This window comes from Hymenobacter algoricola (genome assembly GCF_039539525.1).
In the GTDB taxonomy this organism is placed as follows: Bacteria; Bacteroidota; Bacteroidia; order Cytophagales; family Hymenobacteraceae; genus Hymenobacter; species Hymenobacter algoricola.
In genome coordinates this window covers 94,270-115,288 of record NZ_BAABDH010000038.1, presented here as the reverse complement: position 1 = coordinate 115,288, position 21,019 = coordinate 94,270, and the positions used below count along the sequence as shown (strand labels likewise).

Annotated in this window: 14 protein-coding genes; 6 read left to right on the top strand and 8 right to left on the bottom strand. The window is 64.2% G+C overall.

The window, feature by feature from the left end; genetic code table 11:
- Positions 1–138: 138 nt before the first annotated feature.
- A complete protein-coding gene (locus tag ABD842_RS10860) occupies positions 139–2,928 on the bottom strand; it encodes a TonB-dependent receptor (protein WP_345113373.1) in 2,790 nt (929 codons plus the stop codon).
- A gap of 211 nt (positions 2,929–3,139) precedes the next feature.
- Here ABD842_RS10860 and ABD842_RS10855 point away from each other — a divergent pair, with 211 nt between their 5' ends.
- Positions 3,140–4,540: a hypothetical protein gene (locus ABD842_RS10855; RefSeq protein ID WP_345113371.1), complete on the top strand. Its 1,401-nt coding sequence runs from the start codon at positions 3,140–3,142 to the stop codon at positions 4,538–4,540.
- 33 nt (positions 4,541–4,573) lie between these two features.
- Positions 4,574–5,971, top strand: a complete 1,398-nt coding sequence (locus tag ABD842_RS10850) for a hypothetical protein (protein WP_345113370.1) — start codon at positions 4,574–4,576, stop codon at positions 5,969–5,971.
- 8 nt (positions 5,972–5,979) lie between these two features.
- Here the strand turns inward: ABD842_RS10850 and ABD842_RS10845 are convergent, their stop codons facing one another.
- Positions 5,980–6,336 carry an MGMT family protein gene (locus tag ABD842_RS10845; protein WP_345113367.1) on the bottom strand — a complete coding sequence of 119 codons (357 nt, stop codon included), beginning with the start codon at positions 6,334–6,336 and terminating at the stop codon, positions 5,980–5,982.
- Between the two features lie 141 nt (positions 6,337–6,477).
- Between ABD842_RS10845 and ABD842_RS10840 the strand changes: the two genes are divergently transcribed.
- From ABD842_RS10840 to ABD842_RS10825, 4 genes are all read left to right on the top strand, one after another.
- Complete coding sequence (locus ABD842_RS10840; RefSeq protein ID WP_345113365.1) at positions 6,478–6,981, top strand: YciE/YciF ferroxidase family protein; 504 nt, start codon at positions 6,478–6,480, stop codon at positions 6,979–6,981.
- Positions 6,982–7,155: 174 nt separating this feature from the next.
- The gene (locus tag ABD842_RS10835) at positions 7,156–8,325 is read left to right on the top strand and encodes an efflux RND transporter periplasmic adaptor subunit (protein ID WP_345113363.1); all 1,170 of its coding nucleotides are present in this window, start codon (positions 7,156–7,158) and stop codon (positions 8,323–8,325) included.
- Positions 8,326–8,427: 102 nt separating this feature from the next.
- The gene (locus ABD842_RS10830) at positions 8,428–11,517 is read left to right on the top strand and encodes an efflux RND transporter permease subunit (RefSeq protein ID WP_345113361.1); all 3,090 of its coding nucleotides are present in this window, start codon (positions 8,428–8,430) and stop codon (positions 11,515–11,517) included.
- A gap of 65 nt (positions 11,518–11,582) precedes the next feature.
- Positions 11,583–12,995, top strand: coding sequence for a TolC family protein (locus ABD842_RS10825; RefSeq protein WP_345113359.1), 1,413 nt, complete (start codon positions 11,583–11,585; stop codon positions 12,993–12,995).
- Between the two features lie 602 nt (positions 12,996–13,597).
- Here ABD842_RS10825 and ABD842_RS10820 read toward each other — a convergent pair.
- The 6 genes from ABD842_RS10820 to ABD842_RS10795 all read right to left on the bottom strand — a co-directional run bounded on the left by ABD842_RS10820 (position 13,598) and on the right by ABD842_RS10795 (position 21,014).
- Positions 13,598–14,821, bottom strand: coding sequence for a zinc dependent phospholipase C family protein (locus ABD842_RS10820; protein WP_345113357.1), 1,224 nt, complete (start codon positions 14,819–14,821; stop codon positions 13,598–13,600).
- 160 nt (positions 14,822–14,981) lie between these two features.
- Positions 14,982–16,292 (bottom strand): sugar MFS transporter, encoded by a 1,311-nt coding sequence (locus ABD842_RS10815; RefSeq protein ID WP_345113355.1) that lies wholly within the window; start codon positions 16,290–16,292, stop codon positions 14,982–14,984.
- A 162-nt stretch (positions 16,293–16,454) separates the two neighbouring features.
- Entirely contained in the window at positions 16,455–17,870 is a 1,416-nt protein-coding gene (locus ABD842_RS10810) for a T9SS type A sorting domain-containing protein (protein WP_345113353.1), read from the bottom strand.
- 134 nt (positions 17,871–18,004) lie between these two features.
- Complete coding sequence (locus ABD842_RS10805; RefSeq protein WP_345113351.1) at positions 18,005–18,817, bottom strand: sugar-binding protein; 813 nt, start codon at positions 18,815–18,817, stop codon at positions 18,005–18,007.
- On the bottom strand, positions 18,807–19,682 hold the full coding sequence (locus tag ABD842_RS10800; protein WP_345113350.1) for a glycoside hydrolase family 16 protein: 876 nt from the start codon (positions 19,680–19,682) through the stop codon (positions 18,807–18,809). Before ABD842_RS10800 ends, ABD842_RS10805 begins: the two co-directional genes overlap by 11 nt.
- A gap of 39 nt (positions 19,683–19,721) precedes the next feature.
- Positions 19,722–21,014: a PKD domain-containing protein gene (locus ABD842_RS10795; protein ID WP_345113348.1), complete on the bottom strand. Its 1,293-nt coding sequence runs from the start codon at positions 21,012–21,014 to the stop codon at positions 19,722–19,724.
- Positions 21,015–21,019: the final 5 nt, after the last annotated feature.

Genomic DNA, 21,019 nt, shown 5'->3' with positions numbered 1-21,019 from the left:
CAAACTCGGTTTTCATGACACCTTTTGGAAAAGCTGTCAACATATTTCCGGACCCGACAGTAACGCAAAAAAAAGGCCCCTCGAAGAATCGAGGGGCCTTTTTTATGGAAGCGTAACCGAGCTGTTCGGGCTCTGGTGTTAAAGCGCGGCCGACAGCCCGATGGTGAAGGTGCGGCCCCGGTTGAAGAAAGCCTGCTGCTGGGCCGGATCGATGACGTTGGAGTTGCTCCGGTTCGACACGTCGGTGAAGTAGTACTCGTTGAGCACGTTCAGCACGGAAGCCTTCAGGCCCAGGCGCAGGCGGTCCTTGGCCACCTTGGGAAAGTCGTAGCCGAAGTGCAGGTCCAGGTTGCGGGTGGTCGGCAGGCGGTACGAGTCGGTGCGCGTGTCGGGGTTTACCAAGTTCTCGGGGTTGAAGTCGGCGTAGTACTTCGAGAACAGCAGGAACGAGGGCCGGATGTAGGCGCGCTTGAAGGGCTCGTAGCGCAGGCCGAGCTGAAACTGGGTCTGGGCGGCGTCGCCGACGTGGGTGCCAGCCAGGTACACGGGCTGGTCCACCATGCCCACCACTTCGCCGCTTTCAGTGGTTTTAGTCAGCAGGCCCTGACCCGTCCAGCGCCAGTCGCCCAGGGCAATGGCGGCGCTCAGCTGCACCCGCCGGCTGATGTCCTGGGCCACGCTCAGCTCTACGCCCGCGTGCCGGGCATTCACGTTGCGGACGTTGTTGTATAAGAGAGTCTGATCCGGGTTGGTGGTGAAGGTGGTGCTTTTATTGCCCCACAGCGTGTAATAGGCATTCAACGTCGCCTTCATGCTCGGGTAGGTGATGCCGTAGCCCATTTCCACGCTCGAAATGCCCTCGGGCTTCACATCGGCATACTTGTAGCCGCTGTTGGCATACACGAAGTTGAAGAAAGGCACCTTCTGGTTGTAGCCGACATTGACAAACAGGTTGTCGTGTTCCGAGATGTTGTAGTTGGCTCCTGCCTTCACGCTGAAGCCCGTGTACCGCGCCCAGGACGTTTCCACCGTGTGGCCGGCGGCGTTGGTATAGCCCTCCCCGTTGACGATGACCCCCGGACCGGCGAAGGGAACCGGGTAGTTCACACCGTCCACGGTGACTTCCTTGGCTTTGAAGTAGTCGATGCGCTTGTAGCCGACCTCGGAAACCGTAGCGCTGATAACAGCCGACAGCACCGGGGTTTTGTACTCCAGCTGGGAGTAGCCGCCGAGCCAGCGGGTCTTGCCATCGTAGTTGTAGCTGAGCTTGTCGCCCACGCGCAGGCGGGTGTTCGGATCCACGTTCTTGTTGCCCGTGTTGGTGGTGTAGTCGCCGCCCAGCAGGTCGCGCACCTCGCGGTAGTGAATGCCGTAGTAGCTTCGCCCGTCGATGCCCGCCGACAGCGTCAGCTTATCGTTGAGGTTGTAGTCGGCGCCCACCACGAAGCCGTACCAGCGGTGACTGTTCACGTTGTTGATCAGAAACTGGGTGGACTTGGCTTCCGTACCAGGCGTGAATATGGTGTCGTTGATGGTGGTGCCAGTCCGCCTAACGAGAGTATAAGGGTAGTTGCGGACGTTGAAATTGTAGATCCGCTGAAAGTCGGTCTGGCCCGTCACCGAGTTCTGGAGGATGGTGCTGGAGTTGCCGTCGGTCAGGCCGCTGACGCCGCCGCCGTTGCCGAAGGAGCCGTACACCACCGACGACACGAACAGCCGGTCGTTTACCTGCCAGAAGTCGTTGAGGTTAACCTGGGGCTTGTTGTAGTAGTTGGAGCGCTCATTCAGGTCTTCCGAAGGCTGGAAGTTGGAGCGGGTGTGCGTGAGCGGGTCGTAGGCGTAGCGGGTAAGCGGGCCCCAGTTCGGGTTGTACTGAAAGCCCTTGTTGCCGTTCGTTATCGGCTTGCCGCCGATTAGCCGGATTTTCTCGTCGGAATAGGCGCCCACGGGTACCTGGAACGCGCGCTGGCCGTGGCTCTGGGGCGAGCCCATGCCGGTGAGCGAAAGGCGGTGCTTGCCGGCCTTCTTGCTGATGTTGCCGAAATACGTCCAGGCATCGTCAAAGGCGTGGTCGACCCAGCCGTCGGAGGTGCGGCGCGAGCCGAAGGCGGTGAAGGCCCAGTCGCCTTTCAGCGGGCCCGAGCTGAGCATGAGCGAGTACTTCTGGTAGTTGTTGGAGCCGGTTTCCACCCGCGCCAGCAAGGATTTCTTATCGTCGAAGCCCCGGGTCAGCACGTTGATGGTACCGCCCACGGCGGGCACCGAAATCTTGGAAGCCGACAGCCCGCGCTGCACCTGCAAGGACTTGGTCACGTCGCCCAGGTCCCAGTTGGACCAGTACACGGCGCCGTTTTCCATGTCGTTGACCGGCACGCCGTTGATGAGCACGGCCACGTTGCGCTGGTCGAAGCCGCGGATGTTGATGCGCGAGTCGCCGGTGCCGCCGCCGCCCTGGGTGGCATACACGCCGGGCGTCTCGTTGAGAATCAGCGGCAGGTCGCGGTTGGAGAGGGTTTCGCGCAGCTTCACCTCATTCACCGCGGCGAAGGCCACGGGGGTTTCGCGCTCCACGGCCACGGAGGCAATTACCTGCACCTCGTTGAGCGTGGCGTTGTCGGAGGCCAGGGAGAAGGTCGCCATGGCGTTCTGGGTGCCAACGGTGACCTTCTGCTCAGTGAGCTTGTAGCCAATAAAGGAGGCTTTTACGCTGTAGGTGCCGGGCTTCAGGTTGGGCACTATGTAGGAGCCGTTGGCTTCGGCGCCGGCGCCGGTGTTTATGCCGTTGCCGGTTACCTGCACCGTCGCGCCGGGCAGGGCTTCGCCGGTGAGCTTGTCGAGCACCCGGCCTTTGATGGAGAAGGTACTTTGGGCGGCCGCCGTCAGCACGACCAGGCAGGTAAGCAAAAAGGTGAGTACGGAGTGTTTCATGCAGTACGGTGGGATTCGCAGCGTTTGCGCTAAGCAAAGATAAGGGATTGGCAGGTAGCCGGAAAGCTGACTGGCCAGTTTAGCTTTTGCGGGTGTTTCGCCCTTATCTTTCGGCCTATCAGGGCCGGCAACGGCCAGTTACAGTTAAGCCCAGCAGGGGTCTGTATTTCCCTCAACGGTAGTCTATTCCCCTTTTTACGCGCTTTTTCCCATGCTATTTCTCCGTCGGGGCGGCCTGTTGGCGGCCGTATTAAGCATATTGTGCGTCACCGGCACCCGGGCCCAGCTGTTTTACGACGTGAAGCTGGCCCCGGAGCAGGCGCAGGCCCTGAAGCCGCAGCCGATGTACGTGGCGCGGGTGGTGGATGCCCGCGCCAGCAAAAGTGGCCTGGGCTGGCTCAGCAACGGACTTGACAACACCCGTAAGCTGGCCCGTTTCCCGCAGGGGGTGGAGCAGGAGCTGACCGGCTTTTTCAGCCTTATTATTCACCCCAGCGAGGCCCGGCCCCTGGTGCTGGTGGTGCGGCGGCTGGGGCTGGCCGAGCAGGCCGCCCCGCCGCTGCAGGAATATGCGCTGGCCGAAGTGGCAGCGGACTTCTACTACCAGCACACCGACGGCTACCACCTCGTGCACCACGCCACCGAGCTGACTACCGGGCAGGGCTTCGACGTAACCAGCCAGCACGCCAACAACCTGGGCCGGGCGCTGCTGCAGGCCCTGGCCCCGCTGGCCACCCTGCGCCCCGAGCAGGCCACCGCCGGTCCGGCCCTGACGTGGGAGCAGGTATTGCGGGCTGTCCCCGCCGCGGCCTATCCCGTGCAGGCGGCTCAGACCGTGCCGGCCGGCGTGTACCGCACTGTGGCCGACTTTCAGCAGAATACGCCGCGGGCGGGCGTGGAATGGCAGACCAAATCCTGGGCGCTCCTTCCGGGGGCGGCGCCGATCAGCGGCACGCAGCCAACGGGCCTGAAGCTGCGCGGCGACACGCCCGACGGCCAGTGGCACGATGGGCGCGAATACTGGGGCTTCTGCGACGGCCAGCAGGTCTACATCCGTCACGGCAACGCTTTCTACCCGCTGCAGCGCACCGCGGCCGGCTACGAATACCAGGCCCCCGTGTACCTGGACCCGCGCCAGAGGAGTGCGGCCGTCGTTTATACGCCCGGCGGAGTCTTTGTGCGCCAGTCGCCGGTTCTGGTGGCGGCCACGCTGCGCCTGCAGCCCGATACGGGCTTCGCCAGTGAAGACCTGCCCCCCACTACCCGCGCCGATGCGCCGGCCGCCGTCGCCACCGTGGTGGTGTACCGGCGGCCCGATGCGGCACCCACCCGTACGGTGCAGGTGCTGCTGAATGGCCAGCCAATGGGCGCGCTGCGTAGCGGCGAGTACCTCACCCTGCCCATGCCCGCCGGTACGCTGGCCGAAATCAGCGTGTGCGGCCAGACCGAGCGCGAAGCCTGCTTCCGCTTCCGGCCCGACCTGCGGGCGGCCAACTACCTCGACTGCCACCTGGGTACCGCAACCCAGCCCGCGCCCACGCTCCGCCTGGTTTCGGCCGATACGGGTACGGCCGCCCTGCAGGAATGCGCGGAAGCGGAAGCGTCGAGGTAATCCTATCTGTTTGTCTTGCTAAATCTTGCCGTTGTGAAGCTGCGTTATCTCCCGCTCCTGTTCCTGCTGCTGCTGACTAAGCCGGCCGCGGCTCAGGTATTTACCATCGAGCTGCCCCCGGTGCCGGCTCTTCCGGCCAGCCAGTTTCGGGTGGCAAAGGTGGTGGACGCCCGCGCCGACCGGACGATGCTCGGCTACGTGCAGCAGGGCCTCGACAACCACCGCGTACCGGCCAACTTTGGCCAGAGCCTGGCGGCGGAGCTGCAGTCCTTTTTGGGCCAACAGCCCGCGGACGCCGCGGCGCGGCCCGTGGTGCTGCGCCTTCACCGGCTCCGGCTGGCGGAAGAAACCCGGGCCAGCTCGGAGCGGGCCAACGCGGAAATCATGGCCGACTTCCTGCTCCAGGAAAATGAGCACTACTACCCGCTGCTGTCGGTGGGAATCGGAACAGAGTCCAAAGGCCTGGACGTGACCAGGCAGCACGCCGGCAACCTGGCCAAGCTCCTGACCGACTGCCTGGGCCAGCTGGCGGCGCTGCCCGCCACCCAACGGCCCGCCCCGGACGCGGCCCCACTCACCTGGGCCCAGGTGCAGCGCGGCGATGGGTACCAGCCCTACCTGTTTCCCATCCAGAAAACCCGGGAGCCCAAGCGCGGCTTTTACCGCACGTTCCAGGAATTTCAGAACAACAGCCCCGGCCAGGACACCAAGCCTTTCGAGATGACGCAGAAGCCCCGCCCCGGCAAGCAGTGGGACGGTCAGCCGCATATCGACGCCCTGCTGCTGGCAACCACCAACGGACTGCGCACATCGGTGCGGGGCGTGTGGGGACTATCAGACGGGCAGACCGCGTATATTTTCCAGCGGGGCAGCTACTTCCCGCTGCTGCCGACGGCGGCGGGCTACACGTTCACGGGCTTCGCGCCCGTTGACCCCAACGAGGCCCTCACGGGGCTGGTGCTGGGCAGCATGGTCGGGGGCATCGTGGGCGGCGCCATCGGCTCGGCCATTGCGGGCGGGGGCCATGAGCCGATGGAGTACGAGATGAGCCCAACGACCGGCAACCTGCTGGCCCTGCGCGCCCCGGATGGCTTCGCGGCCGCCGCCGATACGGCGGCAGTATACCTGTACCGCCGCGTGGCGACCAGCTTCGGGCCGCCGGTGCAGGTGCTCGTCGATGGCAAAGACGCGGGCACCCTCGGGCCCGAGCAGTACCTGGCCCTGACCTGGCGTGACCGACGCCGCGACATGACCATCTGCCTGCAGGACGCTCAGCACACCTGCCACACCTTTCTGCCGGTGTTTGGCACGACGACCTACCTGAATTACAGCCAGAAAAAAGCCGGCGAGCAGCCCGCCTTGCAGCTTATGCCGGCCAAGGAAGGCCTCTTTCACCTGCGCCACCTCAAGCTGCGCGCAAACCATCATTAGCCTTGGCCTTACTCCAGCTCCCGGCTGGGGTCCCAGAACCGCGTTTTGAAGTCCTGCACTTCGTCATCCACTACCGGTACGCCCTCGGCCTCCAGGGCCTCCTGCATGGCCGTGGGCGTGGCAAAGTGCTGGCGGCCCGTAAGCAGCCCCAGCCGGTTGATAACCCGGTGCGCGGGCACGTGGCTCCCGGCGGTGTGGGCTGCCATCATGGCCCAGCCCACCATGCGGGCCCCGTGCCGGGCTCCGAGGTAGTGGGCAATGGCGCCGTAGGTGGTTACGCGGCCCGGCGGCACGAGGCGCACCACCTCGTGGACTTCCTGGAAGAAATTGCGGTGCGCTTCGGTGGGGTTACGGGGAATGCTCATGGCGGCAGAGGCGGGCAGAACGGCCGGCAAGGTAGCCAGCCCGCGGCCGCCGGCGCAAGCCCGGCCATAACGTCGGGGCGCGGCGGCCCGTACAGTAGGTTGAACGTCCCCTCTATCTTTTCACCACAACCACTGTCCGCCATGGGAATCTTCTCGGATAAACTCAACTCTCTCGACGATTTGCTGCACGAGCAGCTGCGCGACCTGTACAGCGCCGAAAGCCAGCTGGTGAAAGCCCTGCCCGACATGGCCGACACGGCCAAGGATGCCCGGCTCAAGCAGGCTTTCCAGACCCACCTGCAGGAAACCAAAAACCAGGTTGCCCGCCTCGAGCAGATTGGCCGCGACCTGAAGATTGACCTCAGCGGCCACACCTGCAAAGCCATGGAAGGCCTGCTGAAAGAAGGCAAGGACATGATGCACGAAAATGCCTCGGACGAAGTGAAGGATGCCGGCCTGATTGCCTCGGCCCAGCGCGTGGAGCACTACGAAATAGCCGGCTACGGCACTGCGGCCCACTATGCCGAGCGCACCGGCCACGCCGCCGCCGCAGGCCTGCTCCGCCAGACGCTGCACGAAGAGCAAAGCACCGACACCAAGCTCAACGACCTGGCCAAGAACTACATCAATGAGAAAGCCGGCTAACCGGTTTTACGGCCCGCTAAAAAAGCCTGCAACCCGCAGGCTTTTTTTGTGTCTAACCCCCACCATCGGTCCCGCCGCCTTGCGGGGGAACAAACCCAACGCGAATGATTCGCGTTGTGAACTGCGGCCCACTTACCAATGGTGGGCCGCGCCAGGCCGGAAGTAGCTTATTATATGCAAACTCAGGAACAGGAAAGAGAAGAAGTAGCCACGGCCGACACTCCCGCGGGCAAGAGCCACGTCGTCCGGTGGATAGTAGTGGCCCTGGTGCTGGTAGCAGCCCTGGCCTTCGTTAAAATCAAGTTTTTTCCTTCTCCCAACGCCGATGCCAAAGGTGGGGGCAAGGGCGGGGCGGGGGGCGGCAAAGGAGCTCCCGGCGGGGCCGGTGGCCCCGGTGGCAAAGGCGGTCAGAAGCTCATCGTGCAGGTATACGTGGTGAAGCCGACCAACCTCTCCGATGAAGTAGCCGCCACGGGCTCCATCCTGGCCGATGAGTCGGTGGTCATCAAGAGTGAGCTGTCGGGCAAAATCACCAGCCTCAACATCAAGGAAGGCCAGCCGGTGAGCAAGGGGCAGCTGCTGTTCAGCATCAACGCCGACGAGGCCCAGGCGGCCATCCGCAAGCAGCAGTACAACATTCAGCTTTTCCGCGACCAGGAAAAGCGCCAGCGCACACTCTTGGATAAGGAATACATCAGCACCCAGGAATACGAGCAGGCCAACAACCAGCTCCTGACGTCCCAGGCCGACCTGAAAGCCCTGCAGGCCTCCCTGGCCAAAGCCTACGTGCGGGCTCCGTTTTCGGGCGTGCTGGGCCTGACTACGGCCACCGTGGGCACCTACGTGAGCCCCGGCGCCGAAATCACGACGCTTTCCCGGGTGCGCCCCGTTAAGATTGACTTCGCCGTCCCGGGCCGCTTCGCTACCAAAGTGCGGGTGGGCGACGTGGTCAGCATCACCGACGAGGGCACCAACAAGAAGTACGACGCCAAAGTCTACGCCATCGACCCGCAGATTGACCCGGTGAGCCGCACCCAGCCGGTGCGCGCCCGCTATGCCAATACCAACAACGAGCTGCGCCCCGGCGCTTTCGTGAAAGTCAACCTGCAGCTGGGCGAATCGACCGACGCGCTGCAGGTACCCACCGAGGCCGTGATTCCCGAGGCCAGCGGCTACAGCGTGTACACCGTGCAGAACGGCAAGATGGTGCCCAAAAAGGTTAAAATCGGGATTCGCTCCGACAAGGTGCTGCAGATTACCGACGGGCTGGCCGTGGGCGACTCCGTCATTCGCACCGGCATTCTGCAAGTGAAGCCCGGCGACGCGGTGAAGGCCACCAAATAGCATTTCACGCAGGGTCCCGCAGTGGTTTCCGCAGGGTTTCGCGGTGGCCGTTCACTGCGGGACCCTGCGCCTACCACCGCGAAACACTGCGTGCAATAACATATGAGCTTATCCTCAACAAGTATCAACCGCCCGGTCCTGGCCATCGTGATGAGCCTGGTCATCGTGATTTTCGGCGTCATCGGATTTCGCTACCTCAGCATCCGGGAGTACCCGAGCGTGGACCCGCCCATTATTACGGTGTCGGCATCCTACACCGGCGCCTCCGCCGACGTGATGCAGGGCCAGGTGACGGAGCCGCTCGAAGAAGCCCTGAACGGCATTGCGGGCATCAAGAACCTGACGTCCAACTCCCGCGACGGCCGCACCCAGATTACCGTGGAGTTTGACCTCGACGCCGACCTGGAAACCGCCGCCAACGACGTGCGCGACAAGGTGTCGGGGGCCCAGGGCCGCCTGCCGCGCGACATCGACCCGCCCGTGGTGAGCAAGGCCAACGCCGACTCCCAGCCCATCGTGCTGACCTACCTCAGCTCCAACCGGCGCAACCTGCTGGAGCTGACCGACTACGCCAACAACACGCTCAAGGAACGCCTGCAGACCATTACCGGCGTGTCGGAAGTGCGGGTATACGGCGAGCGGAAGTATTCCATGCGCCTGTGGATGGACCCGGTGAAGCTCTCGGCCTTGGGCGTGAGCCCCGTGGACGTGCAGGCCGCCCTGACCCGCGAAAACGTGGAGCTGCCCAGCGGCGCCGTGCAGGGCCAGAACACCCAGCTCACCCTGCGCACCATGGGGCGGCTGACGTCGGTAGAAGACTTCAACAACCTCATTATCCGCAAGGATGCCTCTTCGCTGGTGCGCTTCTCCGATATCGGCTACGCGGAGCTATATCCCGAAAACGACCAGACTATTTTCCGCGTCAATGGCGTGCCGGGGGTGGCGCTGGCCGTTATTCCCCAGCCGGGCTCCAACCAGATTGATATCGCCGACGAGTTCAACAAGCGCATCAAGCTCTACGGCAAGGACTTACCCCAGGACCTGGAACTGCGACCGGCCATCGACAACTCGGTGTTTATCCGCAACTCCATTACCGAAGTCGAGCACACCATTATTGAGGCGTTCGTGCTGGTGGTGGTCATCATCTTCCTGTTCCTGCGCGACTGGCGCTCAACCCTGATTCCGGTGGTAGCCATTCCGGTGTCGCTGGTGGGGATTTTCTTTGTCATGTACCTGCTCGACTTCTCCATCAACGTGCTCACGCTGCTGGCCATCGTACTGGCCATCGGCCTCGTGGTCGACGATGCCATTGTGGTGCTGGAGAACATCTACTCCCGTATTGAGGACGGCGAAGACCCCAAAACGGCCGCCATCAAGGGCTCCGAAGAAATTCTGATGGCCGTTATCAGTACCACGGTGGTGCTGGCGGCGGTGTTCCTGCCGGTCGTGTTCCTGACCGGCATCACGGGCCGCCTGTTCCGCGAGTTCGGGATTGTGGTAGCCGGATCAGTATTGATTTCCGCCTTCGTCTCGCTGACGCTGACGCCCATGATGTGCTCGGTGCTGCTCAAGCGCCAGGAAAAGCACAACTGGTTTTACCGCAAAACCGAACCCTTCTTCGTGAAGATGATCGGCGGCTACCAGGACAGCCTGCAAACCTTTCTGCGCAACCGCTGGCTGGCCTGGCTGGTGGTAGTGGGCACGGGCGTGGGCATCTGGTTTTTCATGAAAGTGATTCCCTCCGAGCTGGCCCCGGTGGAGGACCGCAGCCGCGTGAGCGTGAATGCCACCGGCCCCGAAGGCGCCTCCTACGAGTTTATGGACGAGTACATGGCCCGCCTCACCAAACTAGCGGTCGACTCGACCGGCCCTCAGAACCTGAGCAGCGTATTCACGGTGACCTCGCCGGGCTTTGGCGGCGGCTCCAACTCCGGCATTGCCCGCGTGCTGCTGGTGGAGGCCGACCAGCGCCCCCGCACCCAGCAGCAGGTTTCCGATGCCCTCAGCGCGGGCGTAAAGAAGCTGACGGCCGCCCGCACCTCCGTGTCGCAGGACCAGAGCATCGGCGGTGGCGGCGGCGGCTTACCGGTGCAGTTCGTCGTCCAGACCCAGGATTTCGACAAGCTGCGGGAAGCCGTGCCCAGGTTTCTGGATGCCGCCCGCCAGGACCCCACCTTCCAGTTCGTGGACGTAAACCTGAAGTTCAACAAGCCCGAGCTGCGCGTGAACATCGACCGTGAGAAGGCCCAGAGCCTGGGCGTGTCGGTGCAGAGCATTTCGCAGACCCTGCAGGCGGGCCTGAGCGGGCAGCGCTTCGGCTACTTTATCCGCGAGGGCAAGCAGTACCAGATTATCGGGCAGGTGGCCCGCGAAGACCGCAACCAGCCGCTCGACGTGCGCCTGCTGTCGGTGAAGGGCGCCGACGGCCGGCTCGTGCAGCTCGACAACGTGATTCGCCTCACCGAGAGCAGCACCCCGCCCCAGCTCTACCGCTTCAACCGCTACAACTCGGCCACGTTCTCGGCCTCGCTGGCGCCGGGCAAAACCCTCGGCGACGGTATTGCCGCCATGGAGAGCATTGCCGCCCAGAACCTCGACGAGACCTTCTCCACTGAGCTTTCCGGCGCCTCCCGCGACTTCCAGGAAAGCTCGTCTTCGCTGGTTTTTGCCTTCGGCCTGGCCCTGGTGCTGATTTATCTGGTGCTGGCCGCGCAATTTGAAAGCTTCCGCGACCCCATCATCATCATGGTGACGGTGCCGCTGGCTTTGTCGGGCGCTTTGCTCAGCCTGTGGTATTTCAACCAGACGCTGAACCTGTTTTCGCAGATCGGCATCATCATGCTGGTGGGGCTGGTGACCAAGAACGGTATCCTCATCGTGGAATTTGCCAACCAGCAGGTTGAAAACGGCAAGGACTACATGACCGGCCTCATTGAGGGCGCCACGGCCCGCTTCCGCCCCATTCTGATGACCTCGCTGTGCGCCATTCTCGGCATTCTGCCCATTGCCATTGCCACCGGCGCGGGCGCCCTGAGCCGGCGCGCCATGGGCATCGGCGTGGTGGGCGGCCTGTTTTTCGCCACCGGCCTGACGCTGTACGTGGTGCCGGTGATGTACTCCTACTTCGCCACGGCCAAAAAGCACGGTCAGAAGCAGCAGAAAGAGGAAAAGAAGAAGGCCGTAACGGCTTAGTCCCACCTGATAAAAGGACGTCCGGGGCGTAACGCCAATGCCGGACGGCCCAATTAACCCACTGAATGCAGTTTCCCGCCCGCTTGCTACCCTCCCACCACGCTGCCGCCCTGGTGTTGCTGGCCCTGCTGCCCAAGGCCGCCCTGGCCCAGCAGCCGCCCGCCCGGCCCGTCACGGTGGCCCCGGCGCCGCCGCTCACGCTGGCCGAAGCCATCCAGCTCGGCATCCAGAACAACTACGACATCCGCCTGTCGCGCACCGACGAGCAGGTGGCCGAAAACAACGTCTCCCGCGGCAATGCCGGCCAGCTGCCCGTCGTAAACGGCAACCTGGGGCGGACCTTCAACATCAACAACACCCGCCAGCAGCGGGAGCAGTCAACCCCCGTGGTCATCAACGGGGGCCGGGCCAATGCCCTGAATGCCAACGTAGCTGCTACCTGGACCATCTTCGACGGGCTGGGCATGTTCATCGCCTACGACCGGCTCAAGGCCCTCGACCAGGGCCAGCGCCAGCTCACCCGCGCCACGCTGGAGGAAACCGTGGCGGGCATCACCGACGCGTATTTTGCCGTGGTGCGCGAGTCGGGCAAGATCAAGTCCATTGAGGAAGCCCTGAAAATCGGGCAGGCCCGCATCGACCTCACCCAGGCCCGCGTGGACGTGGGCGTGAGTGCCAAGGTAGAGGTGCTGACGGCGCGCGTGGATTACAACGCCGACCAGTCGGCGCTGATTCAGCAGCAGGAAGCCCTGACTACCGCCAAAATCAACCTCAACAACCGGCTGGGCCGCACGCCCCGCCTCGACTTCAGCCCCGCCGACTCTATCGTAGTAAGCCGCGGCCTGGACCACGATGCCATTGTGCAGGGCATTGAGCAGAACAACCCGCGCCTGCAGCAGGCCAAACTCAACACCGACGTGGCCACCTACGACCGGAAGCTGGTACGGGCCAGCCGGTTTCCGCAGGTGGGGCTGCAGGGCGGCTACGGCTTCAACCGCAACATCAACAACGCCTTTCTCATCAACACGGCCAACGGCAGCGTGCTGGGCTCCAACACCAACCGTGTGTTTGGCCCCAGCTACGGCGTAGTGGCTTCCATTCCCATCTTCGACGGCTTCAACCGCAACCGGCTGGCGCAGAACGCCCGCATCGGCGAAGAGCAAAGCCAGCTGCTGCTCGGCCAGACCCAGCTCCAGCTCGACGCCGATGCCGAACAGGCTTACGCCCGGTACCAGAACCGCCTGCAGCTGCTGGAGCTGGAAGAAGCCAACATTCTGCTGGCCCGCGAAAACGTGGCTATTGCCCTGGAGCGCTACCGCCTGGGGCTGCTTACGCCCCTGGCCCTGCGCGAGGCCCAGCGCACCCAGCTCGAAGCGGAAGTGCGCCTGCTGGATATTCGCTTCCAGGCCAAGCAGGCCGAAACCATCCTGCGGCGGCTGAGCGGCGGGCTGGTGCAGGCCGGCCCCGCGGGGCAGTAGCCCGCCAACCAGCGGCGCCCGTCTGCTCCACCAAGAAGGCGGCCATGATCGGGTAGCTGCCTCAATGCTGAGCGCCATTGCCGGTGGGGCGCTACGGGTCGTTGCCAGAATTATTCCGCTGCCTCGCCGCCCCTGTCTTCCCCCACATACCCGCTCCCGATTCTACGCTGCCTGCTCTGCAGCACCGCCCTGACCTGGCGATTCTGACGGCCCGCCGGCTGCGCGAATCGTCCTTGGCCAAGGGACCGGAGGCCCACCTGGCCCTGCGGGAATTTGCCCCGAGCTGGCGGCGCTGGTGGCCCGCTGGCTGATGCGCCGGCAGCCGCGCTCCAGACCGGTTTTCAGAGGCTGCCGACCAGAGCCCGGCAGTGCGGCTGTCCGCGCTGACTGCGGGATGCGTGCCGTCGGGCCGGGCTGGGCTGGCGGCGCTTAGCCGTGCTCGGCTCCCCTGCCCGCCTGGCCGGGTAGGCCACCTACCACGCCCGGCTGTACCAGCTCACGTTTGGCACGGCTCCCGAGCGGCCCTGCCACATGCCGCTCTTCGGCGACGACGAAGGCGCCGCCATGACCTGGCTGCTGGCGGCCAGCACAGCCCGTAAGGGTTACCTCACCTTCAGCGCCTTGAGCTCGGCCAGGGCCTGCTGGGTTTCCCTGAAAGTATCCGCCTCCTTTTCTTCCTCCTCCTGGGAAGGCTTGGGGGCATCCCCGTAAAAGGCCAGGATGTTCTGCTTCAGCGGCGCGCTGATGCCCTCAAATTTATCCTTGGAGAGCCGACGCAGCCATTCCCCGTAGGTTTTATCCGCCAATGGGTACTCCCCGGTTTTGGTCTGGTGGCCGGTATCGAAGTCGACATTCACCAGGCGGGGCAGCTTGGGGTCGTCGCGCACCTGCTCGAGCAGGGCGCAGTAGCTTTTGAGCACCTCCTGGAAGCTGGACTTAAAGAATGCCTGGGCTTCGGGTGTGGGCGGCTTGAAGGCAAAGGGCTTGAGCGGACCGATTTTGGGCAGCACCCGCACGGCGAATGACAGCACCCGGGCCCCGAAGCCGGGTCGTTCGTAGTCGCTGCCGTACTCCTTGCGGTACCGGCGCGGGCTCTCCTCATACACAAACTCCCGCCGCCGTACCCGCGGGCTCAGGGCCATTATTTCCTTGCGCTGACTCTGCCAGGCCGCGCGGGTGGCCGTCGGAATCAGCTGGCTCACGGCAAAGCGGTAGCTGCTGATGCTCAGGTCCACGTTCACAATGACCTGGCCCAGCTTCAGCCCGTACGTTTTTTCAAAGGCCCGCTCCAGCACCGGCTTGCTCACCTGAAACCCGATGTAGCTGTGGTAGTCCTCAGTGCGGTAGCGGCCGGCAGCCACCTGCATCACGTCGAAAGCAAACTCCAGCTGGGTGTGCTGTTTGGGGGCCTGGTCGTAGGTAATATTGTCGCCGAACTTGGCTTTCAGCTCCGGATACACCGAGGCCATAGCCTTGTTAGTGCCTTCGGGGTGGCCGCTGATGTCGGCCACGTAATGGCCCAGCGCACCCAGGGCAAAGGCATACTCGTTGCGGTCCGTGGATTCCTGCAGCAGGTTGCGCACAAAGTCGCCGCTGCGCACGTAGTGAGTCAGGTTGGTAAACAGTGCCGAGCCGAAGGGATAGAAGCCCATGTCCTGAATGATGGCGCCCCCGTAGGCGTAGCTCTTCGCCTCAATCAGCTGCTCCCGGGTAGCATTGGGGAAGCGGCTTTGCAGCAGCGGCAGCAGGCAGCGCTTCCAGGTGGAATCGATGTTGGACTGATGGGTTAGCACCGAGTACCCGTAGGACGAGCCGGGCAGCAGCATAAAAAGCGCTATAGCGCCGCAGAAAAGCCATTTTAGCATGCAGAAAAGGGTCGGCGCGGGACTACGGCGTCGGGCGGCAGAAGCCTTCCCTGTACGCCGGAAGCTGAACCGGAGTTGTTCGGCTCCGGTTCAGCTTCCGAGGGTAAAGACAGCAAGAGCTCTACGCTACAGCACCCGTCGTGGAGGCAGCAGGGCGGCTGCCTTTGAGGCCGTACCAGATGATGTAGGCGTAGCAGAGCATGGGCAGGGCGAAGGCCAGGCGCAGGGCGTGCACGCCGCCGCCGCCGGCCTGGCTGTCGGCAATCAGGCCGAACAGGGGCGGAATGATGGCCCCGCCCACAATGGCGGCCGACAGCAGCCCCGACGCGTCCTCGGTGTGCCGCCCCAGCCCGGCCACGGCCAGCGTGAAGATAACGGGGAACATGATCGAGTTCATCAGCCCCACGGCCAGCAGGCTCCACATGGCGGTATAGCCCGTGGTGTTCACCGAAATCAGGGTCAGCCCAATGGCCAAGGCGGCGTTCAACGCCAGTACCCGGCCCGGCTGAAAGCGGCGCAAGACCCCAATGCCCACGAAACGGCCCACCATGGCGCCTCCCCAGTACAGCATGACCATGTAGCCGGCCTTCTGGGCCGCCATGTTCACGACCTCGGGTTGCTCCAGATAACTTACAATGTGTGAGCCGATGGCCACTTCCGCCCCCACGTAGGTGAAGATGCCGACCAGGCCCAGCAGCAGGTGCCGGTAGTGCCAGGCCCGCTGCGTGTCGCCGGCCGGGGCCGGGGCATGCTCGATGTGCGGCAGCTTAAGAAAGCTCAGCGCCAGGCTGATAGCCACCAGTACCGCCCCAATAGCCAGATACAGGTATTGAACCGCCGTTACATCCAGGGCCGCGGCTTGGGCGGGGGACAGGTTCTTGAGAACGGGCAGGTGAGACAGAATAAAGTAGGATCCGACCAAGGGCCCGAAAAAGGTAGCTACGGAATTAAAGGCCTGCGTGAGCGTCAGGCGGGAGGAGGCAGTTTCGGGTGGCCCCAGAATGGCTACGTAGGGGTTGCCGGCTACCTGCAGTTGCACAATGCCGGTGGCCAGCACAAACAACGCGCCCAGAAACAGGCCGAACGTACGGCTCTCGGCGGCCGGGTAGAACAACAAACACCCCAGGGCGGCCGTGAGGAACCCCAACAACATCCCCTTCTTATAGCCAAACCGCTTGACCACTCGTCCTGCCGGGATGCCCATAAGCAGGTAAGCCCCGAAAAAGCAGAAGTTGACCAGATTGGCTTCCGCGTAGCCCAGCGTGAAGAGGCCCTTGAGGTAGGGAATCAGGATGTCGTTTAAGACAGTGATGAACCCCATCATGAAGAACAGCACCGTCAACGACGCCAGCGCCGAGGTGTAGTGCGGCGTCGGTTCCCCGCTGGCGGCAGCGGCCGGATTGGAATGGGGCTGGGAGCTGATAAGCGCCATAAAGGAAAGTTGAGAAGGAAAGAAGGGAGCGTTAAAGCCCCTAATAATACGCAAAGAAGCCGGTCCGCTGGCCCATCAGGTCCCGGAACCGGCCTCAACACCCCGTCCACCGACTGCATGATTCCGGCGGAGCCAGGGCACTACGGGTTGGCAACGAAAAGCTTAGCGCACAATGCTCAGCGCCCGGCTCTGGGTCTGGCCGTCGGCCTCCAGGCGGAAGTAGTACAGGCCGGCAGCCAGGCTGGAGGTAGCAAAAGGCACGGCATACTCGCCGGCCGCCCGGGGCTGGGCCTGCAGCAGCGGAGCTACCCGCCGGCCCTGGGCATCATACACGCTCAGCGTCACGGCCGAGGCCTTGGTCAGGGCAAAGGAAATGGTGGTGTGGTCGGCCGCCGGATTCGGCCAGCTGGCGGCCAGCTCCGCCGTCGGGCGGGCCGCCCGGGTGGGCGTGCCGGTCTGCAGCGCGGGGCCATACCAGTCGTCGAGGTAGTAGCGGCCGCGGGCCGTGGTATTGGGAGCAATCAGCAGCACCAGCTCATTCACCGAAGTCGAGGAAATGGTGGGGTCCGGGCGGCTGCTGTTGGTAAACACCAGGGTTTCCCAGCCGGCCGTGGCCGTGGTGGTAGCCACGTACTCGGAATGCCGGCCCAGCGGATAGTTGGTGGCCCCGGCCCGGGTGGAGTCCTGCATGGTAATCTGGAACTGAACGCCGGGCGCCGGGCTGTACACCTTCATGGTCATCTGCTTGGCGTTGGTCAGGTAGGCCGACACGTCGGCGGGCCGCTGCCGGGGCCGCACCACCAGCACGTCGAACTGCAGGTTGCTGCGGGTGTAGCGGCCCACGCGGGAGCTGTTGTTGGCCGCCGAGGGCGCCGGGTTCAGCGTGTCGGCGTTGAAGCCGCCGTTGCTTTTCTTGAGCACGTAGTCGAGCAGGCGCACCGTCTCGAAATTTTCGTAGAGCTGGTCTACCACCGGGGCGGCCGCTACCAGCTCGGGTCCCATCAGGTCGTCGAGGTGGTAGGTGGCGCCGCTATTGGTGGCCGGCTCAATGAGCAGCACCAGCTGGTCGGCATCGGTGGGGAGCACCGTGGGGTCGAAGGCGCCGGGGCCGCCGGCAGAGTAGGTGAAGGTCAGGTTCTCCCAGGCGTTGGCCACCGTGGTGGTGGCGTTGAAGGTGCCGCCCAGGTTGCCGTTAGGGTAGCCGGTGCCGGCCTTGGCCTTGTTCTGCACCACAATCTGCACGGCTTTGCCCACGGCCGGGCTATACATCTTCAGGGAAATCTTCTTGGTGCCGGCCAGGTAAGCCGAGGCGTCGGCCAGGCGCGGGGCCAGCGGGTTGATGACGAGAACGTCGAACTGCTGGCCGGCGTCGCGCACGTAGCGGCCCACGGTGGTACTGCCGTTCACGGGGTTGGCGGCGGGGTTGGCCGCGCTCTGGTTGAACACCCCGTTTACGAACGGGTACGACACGCGCCGCACGTTCTCGAAGTTTTCGTAGAGCACCTGCGCTACGGCGGGCGGCCCACCCAGAATCAGGATTCCGGCCAGCAGAAGGATTTTCGTAAAACGCTGCATCATACTACACACATTAAGGAGGTGAGAGAAAAGATGACCGCCCGAGCGGCGGGTGTTGGCTCGGCAGTCGTCGACCTGGCATGCACGGCCGCCGCCCCATGGCTTCGCAGGCCCGAATCCGCAGGGCTGACCGCCACTCAGCGGATGGCTTCACTGCTGGCTACCGGCACCAGCGTTCCGAAAATCCCGGCGTCAATCCAGCCGCGGTTTTTGTCGGGCCCCGCCACGGGCACGCTGCCGAAGAAGTTTTCCCGCTCCGGGCTGCCGTCGTTGTCGCAGTAGGCCAGGGCGAAGCCGATGGGCTGGTCGGCAAGCAGCGGCTGGGGCTGGTTGGCGGCCGGGTGCTGCTCATCGTAGGTATCGGCGTACAGGGCCACGGCGGTTTCCCAGGTGGTTACAGTGCCCTGCCGGGTGTGCCGGCTCTGCACGTGGTCGTCGAAGAGGTGGCCCTGCTGGTCGGGGCCCAGGTCTACCACGTGGCCATCGAGCGCCACGTGGTAAGCCCAGGCGTTGTAGGTGTACTGGTGCGGCCCACCCGAATGGTCGGGGTCCACGAACAGTTCCAGGCAGTCGTCGTCCCACCACTTGTCCAGCGGGTTAGCATGCGTATCGCTGAGCTGGTCGTCGGTGATTTCAGCCAGTACAAACAGCCGCTGCGGCGTCCAGACCACCTTGTAGCGCCCCTGGAAGTCGGTAGCCGACGTGGGCGGGCCCACCCAGCGCTGATCCAGGGGCCGCCACGGAGCCGCGGCCCAGCACGCGTCGGTGGCCCGCCCATCAACCACGGGAGGAGCCGCCGCCCGGGGGGCGCGGTACTCGGGCCGGGCGGGAGCCGCCAGGCTCAGCAGCGCCAGACTCAGCACCACGCCCCCCAGAACGCCGCCGCCCAGCACCGCCAGGTCGCGGCCCCGCTGGCGCAGCAGCGCGTCCAGATGCAGTTTATCTGGCATTCCAGAACTTGACGTATTCCACCTGCATACTCTGCGGAAAGGTGGTGCTGGCATCGGGGTTGCCGTCGAAGTCGCCGCCCACGGCCACGTTCAGAATCACGTAGAACGGGTTGTTGAACGGGTAGGGCGACACCTGACCCGACGTGAGGGTGTAGTACAGCTCCCCGTCGAGGTACCAGCGCATCTTGTCCTTGCTGCGGATGAAGCTGAACGTGTGGAAGTTCTGGGAGAAGTCGCCACTGGCCAGCGTCTTGGTGGTGCCCAGCTGCTTGCGGTCGGTCGGGCTGGTGCCGAAGTGCACCGTACTCACGTTGACGCTGGGCGTGCTGCCCCGCAGCTCCATGATGTCGATTTCGCCGCAGGCCGGCCAGCCCACCGTGGCGTCGTTGGCCCCCAGCATCCAGATGGCGGGCCAGATACCCTTGCCTTTCGGCACCTTGGCCCGCACGTCGAGGCGCCCGTAGCCGAAGTCCTTCTTGCCCTTGGTGATGATGCGGGCCGAGGTGTAGCTTTTGCCGTTGTAGTTCTCCTTGCGGGCCTGGATGTTGAGCTGGCCGTTGTTGAGAAACAGGTTGCTGGGCGAGTTGGTCGTGGCCTGCAGCTCGTTGTTGAACCAGCTATCCTTGACCTCGTAGGTCCACTTGCTCTGGTCGAGCTGGCCGCCGTCGAACTCGTCGCTCCAGGCCAGCTCGGTGTACTGGGCAAAGTCGCGGTCGGCCTCGTTGAGCACGGGCGTAACCGGCGTGCCGGGCGGGGCCGGCAGAATTTTCTCCGGGTCCTTGGTGCAGTTGAGCAGGCCCAGGGTCAGCAGCAGCCCGAAGGCTGGCCGGAGCCGCAGGCGGGAGAATGACAGGAAATTTTTCATGCAGACAAGTCAGGTTGAAAAGCGAAAAAAGGCCGCGGGTTACTTCACCCGCAGCTTCATGGTGTGGACCACGCCCCCCGTCGGCGGACCGACGCGCAGCAGCATGGTCTGATCGGTAATTTCCAGGATGCGGTATTTGTTGTTGTTGGCGTCGGTGATGCCGATGAAAGTGCCGGGGGTGGTCAGGTCGAACTGCGCCTGCCCGGCGCCGGTAGCGGGCCCGAACACAAAGCCGGAGGTACCCGAGCGGGGTGCCTGGCACCCGGCGGTGGCCACCAGCGTCTCGGCTTTGGCGTCGTAGGTGTACACGTTGGTGGTCGAGAACGTAAACTCATCATCCGCCTGGCAGGGCGGCAAGGAGCCCAGCGCGCCGCCCGGAAAGTAGCTCGTCGGGTCCGCGTCGCCGGGGCCCACCACGATGGTGGCAGCTTTGGTGTTGTCGAGCAGCCAGGTGCGCGAGGAGCCGCCGGTCAGCTTCTGCTTTACAATGTCGAGGGCCGACAGCTGGGGCACCAGGGTCACTTCGGTTTTGGTGCCGTCGGGGTTGGTGCCCTGCAGCCGGAGCCGGGTGGCTGAAGCCTCCACGATGTCGTAGGTTTTGTTGTTCACCGAGTCGGGCAGCCCGATAAACGCGCCTTTGCCCTGCAGGATGATCTGGCCGAGAGCAGGCCCTCCTACCTTGTAGACAAAGGAAGAGTTGGCGGTGCGCGCCGGCCCGCAGGTGCCGTTGCCATACGTGCCGCCCAGCGCGTCGTAGCTGTAGATGAAGACGTTGGCAAAGGAAAACTGGTCGTCGCCCTGGCAGCCGGGCAGCGGCGCCGCCGACGAGGACAGGACCGTCCCGCTGGCCGACAGGCGCTTGATGGCCCCGGGCTGGTCGCTGAAGCGCCAAGAGGCCGCCCCGCTCCCACCGGTGCAGGCGGTCAGGGCATCAAAGGTGGCGTCGGTACACAACGACGGGATGGTTACCGTTTGCAGGGGCGTGACGGCCGTGCCGCCGCGGCCGGCCACCGAGAGCTTCACCTGGTAGGCGCCGGCGCGGGTGTAGGTGTGTTTGACCACTTCGCCGGCAGTGTGGGTTTCCAGGGCCGAGCCGTCCCCGAAGTTCCACTCTTCCAGGAAGCCGTTCTGGCTGCTGCTGGTGAAGGTTACCTCCACCGGATACTGGCTCGTATTGAGCTGGGTGGCAAAAGCGGCCGTGGGTGCGGGGCCGTCCAGCCCGTCGGGGCCGTCTTTCTGGCAGCTGCCCAACAGCAGCGCACTGGCCAGCAGCAGGGTCAGGCCGCCGGCCACTGCGGGCCGGCGCACGAGAGGGAAAGAGAAGCAATGCATGGGAA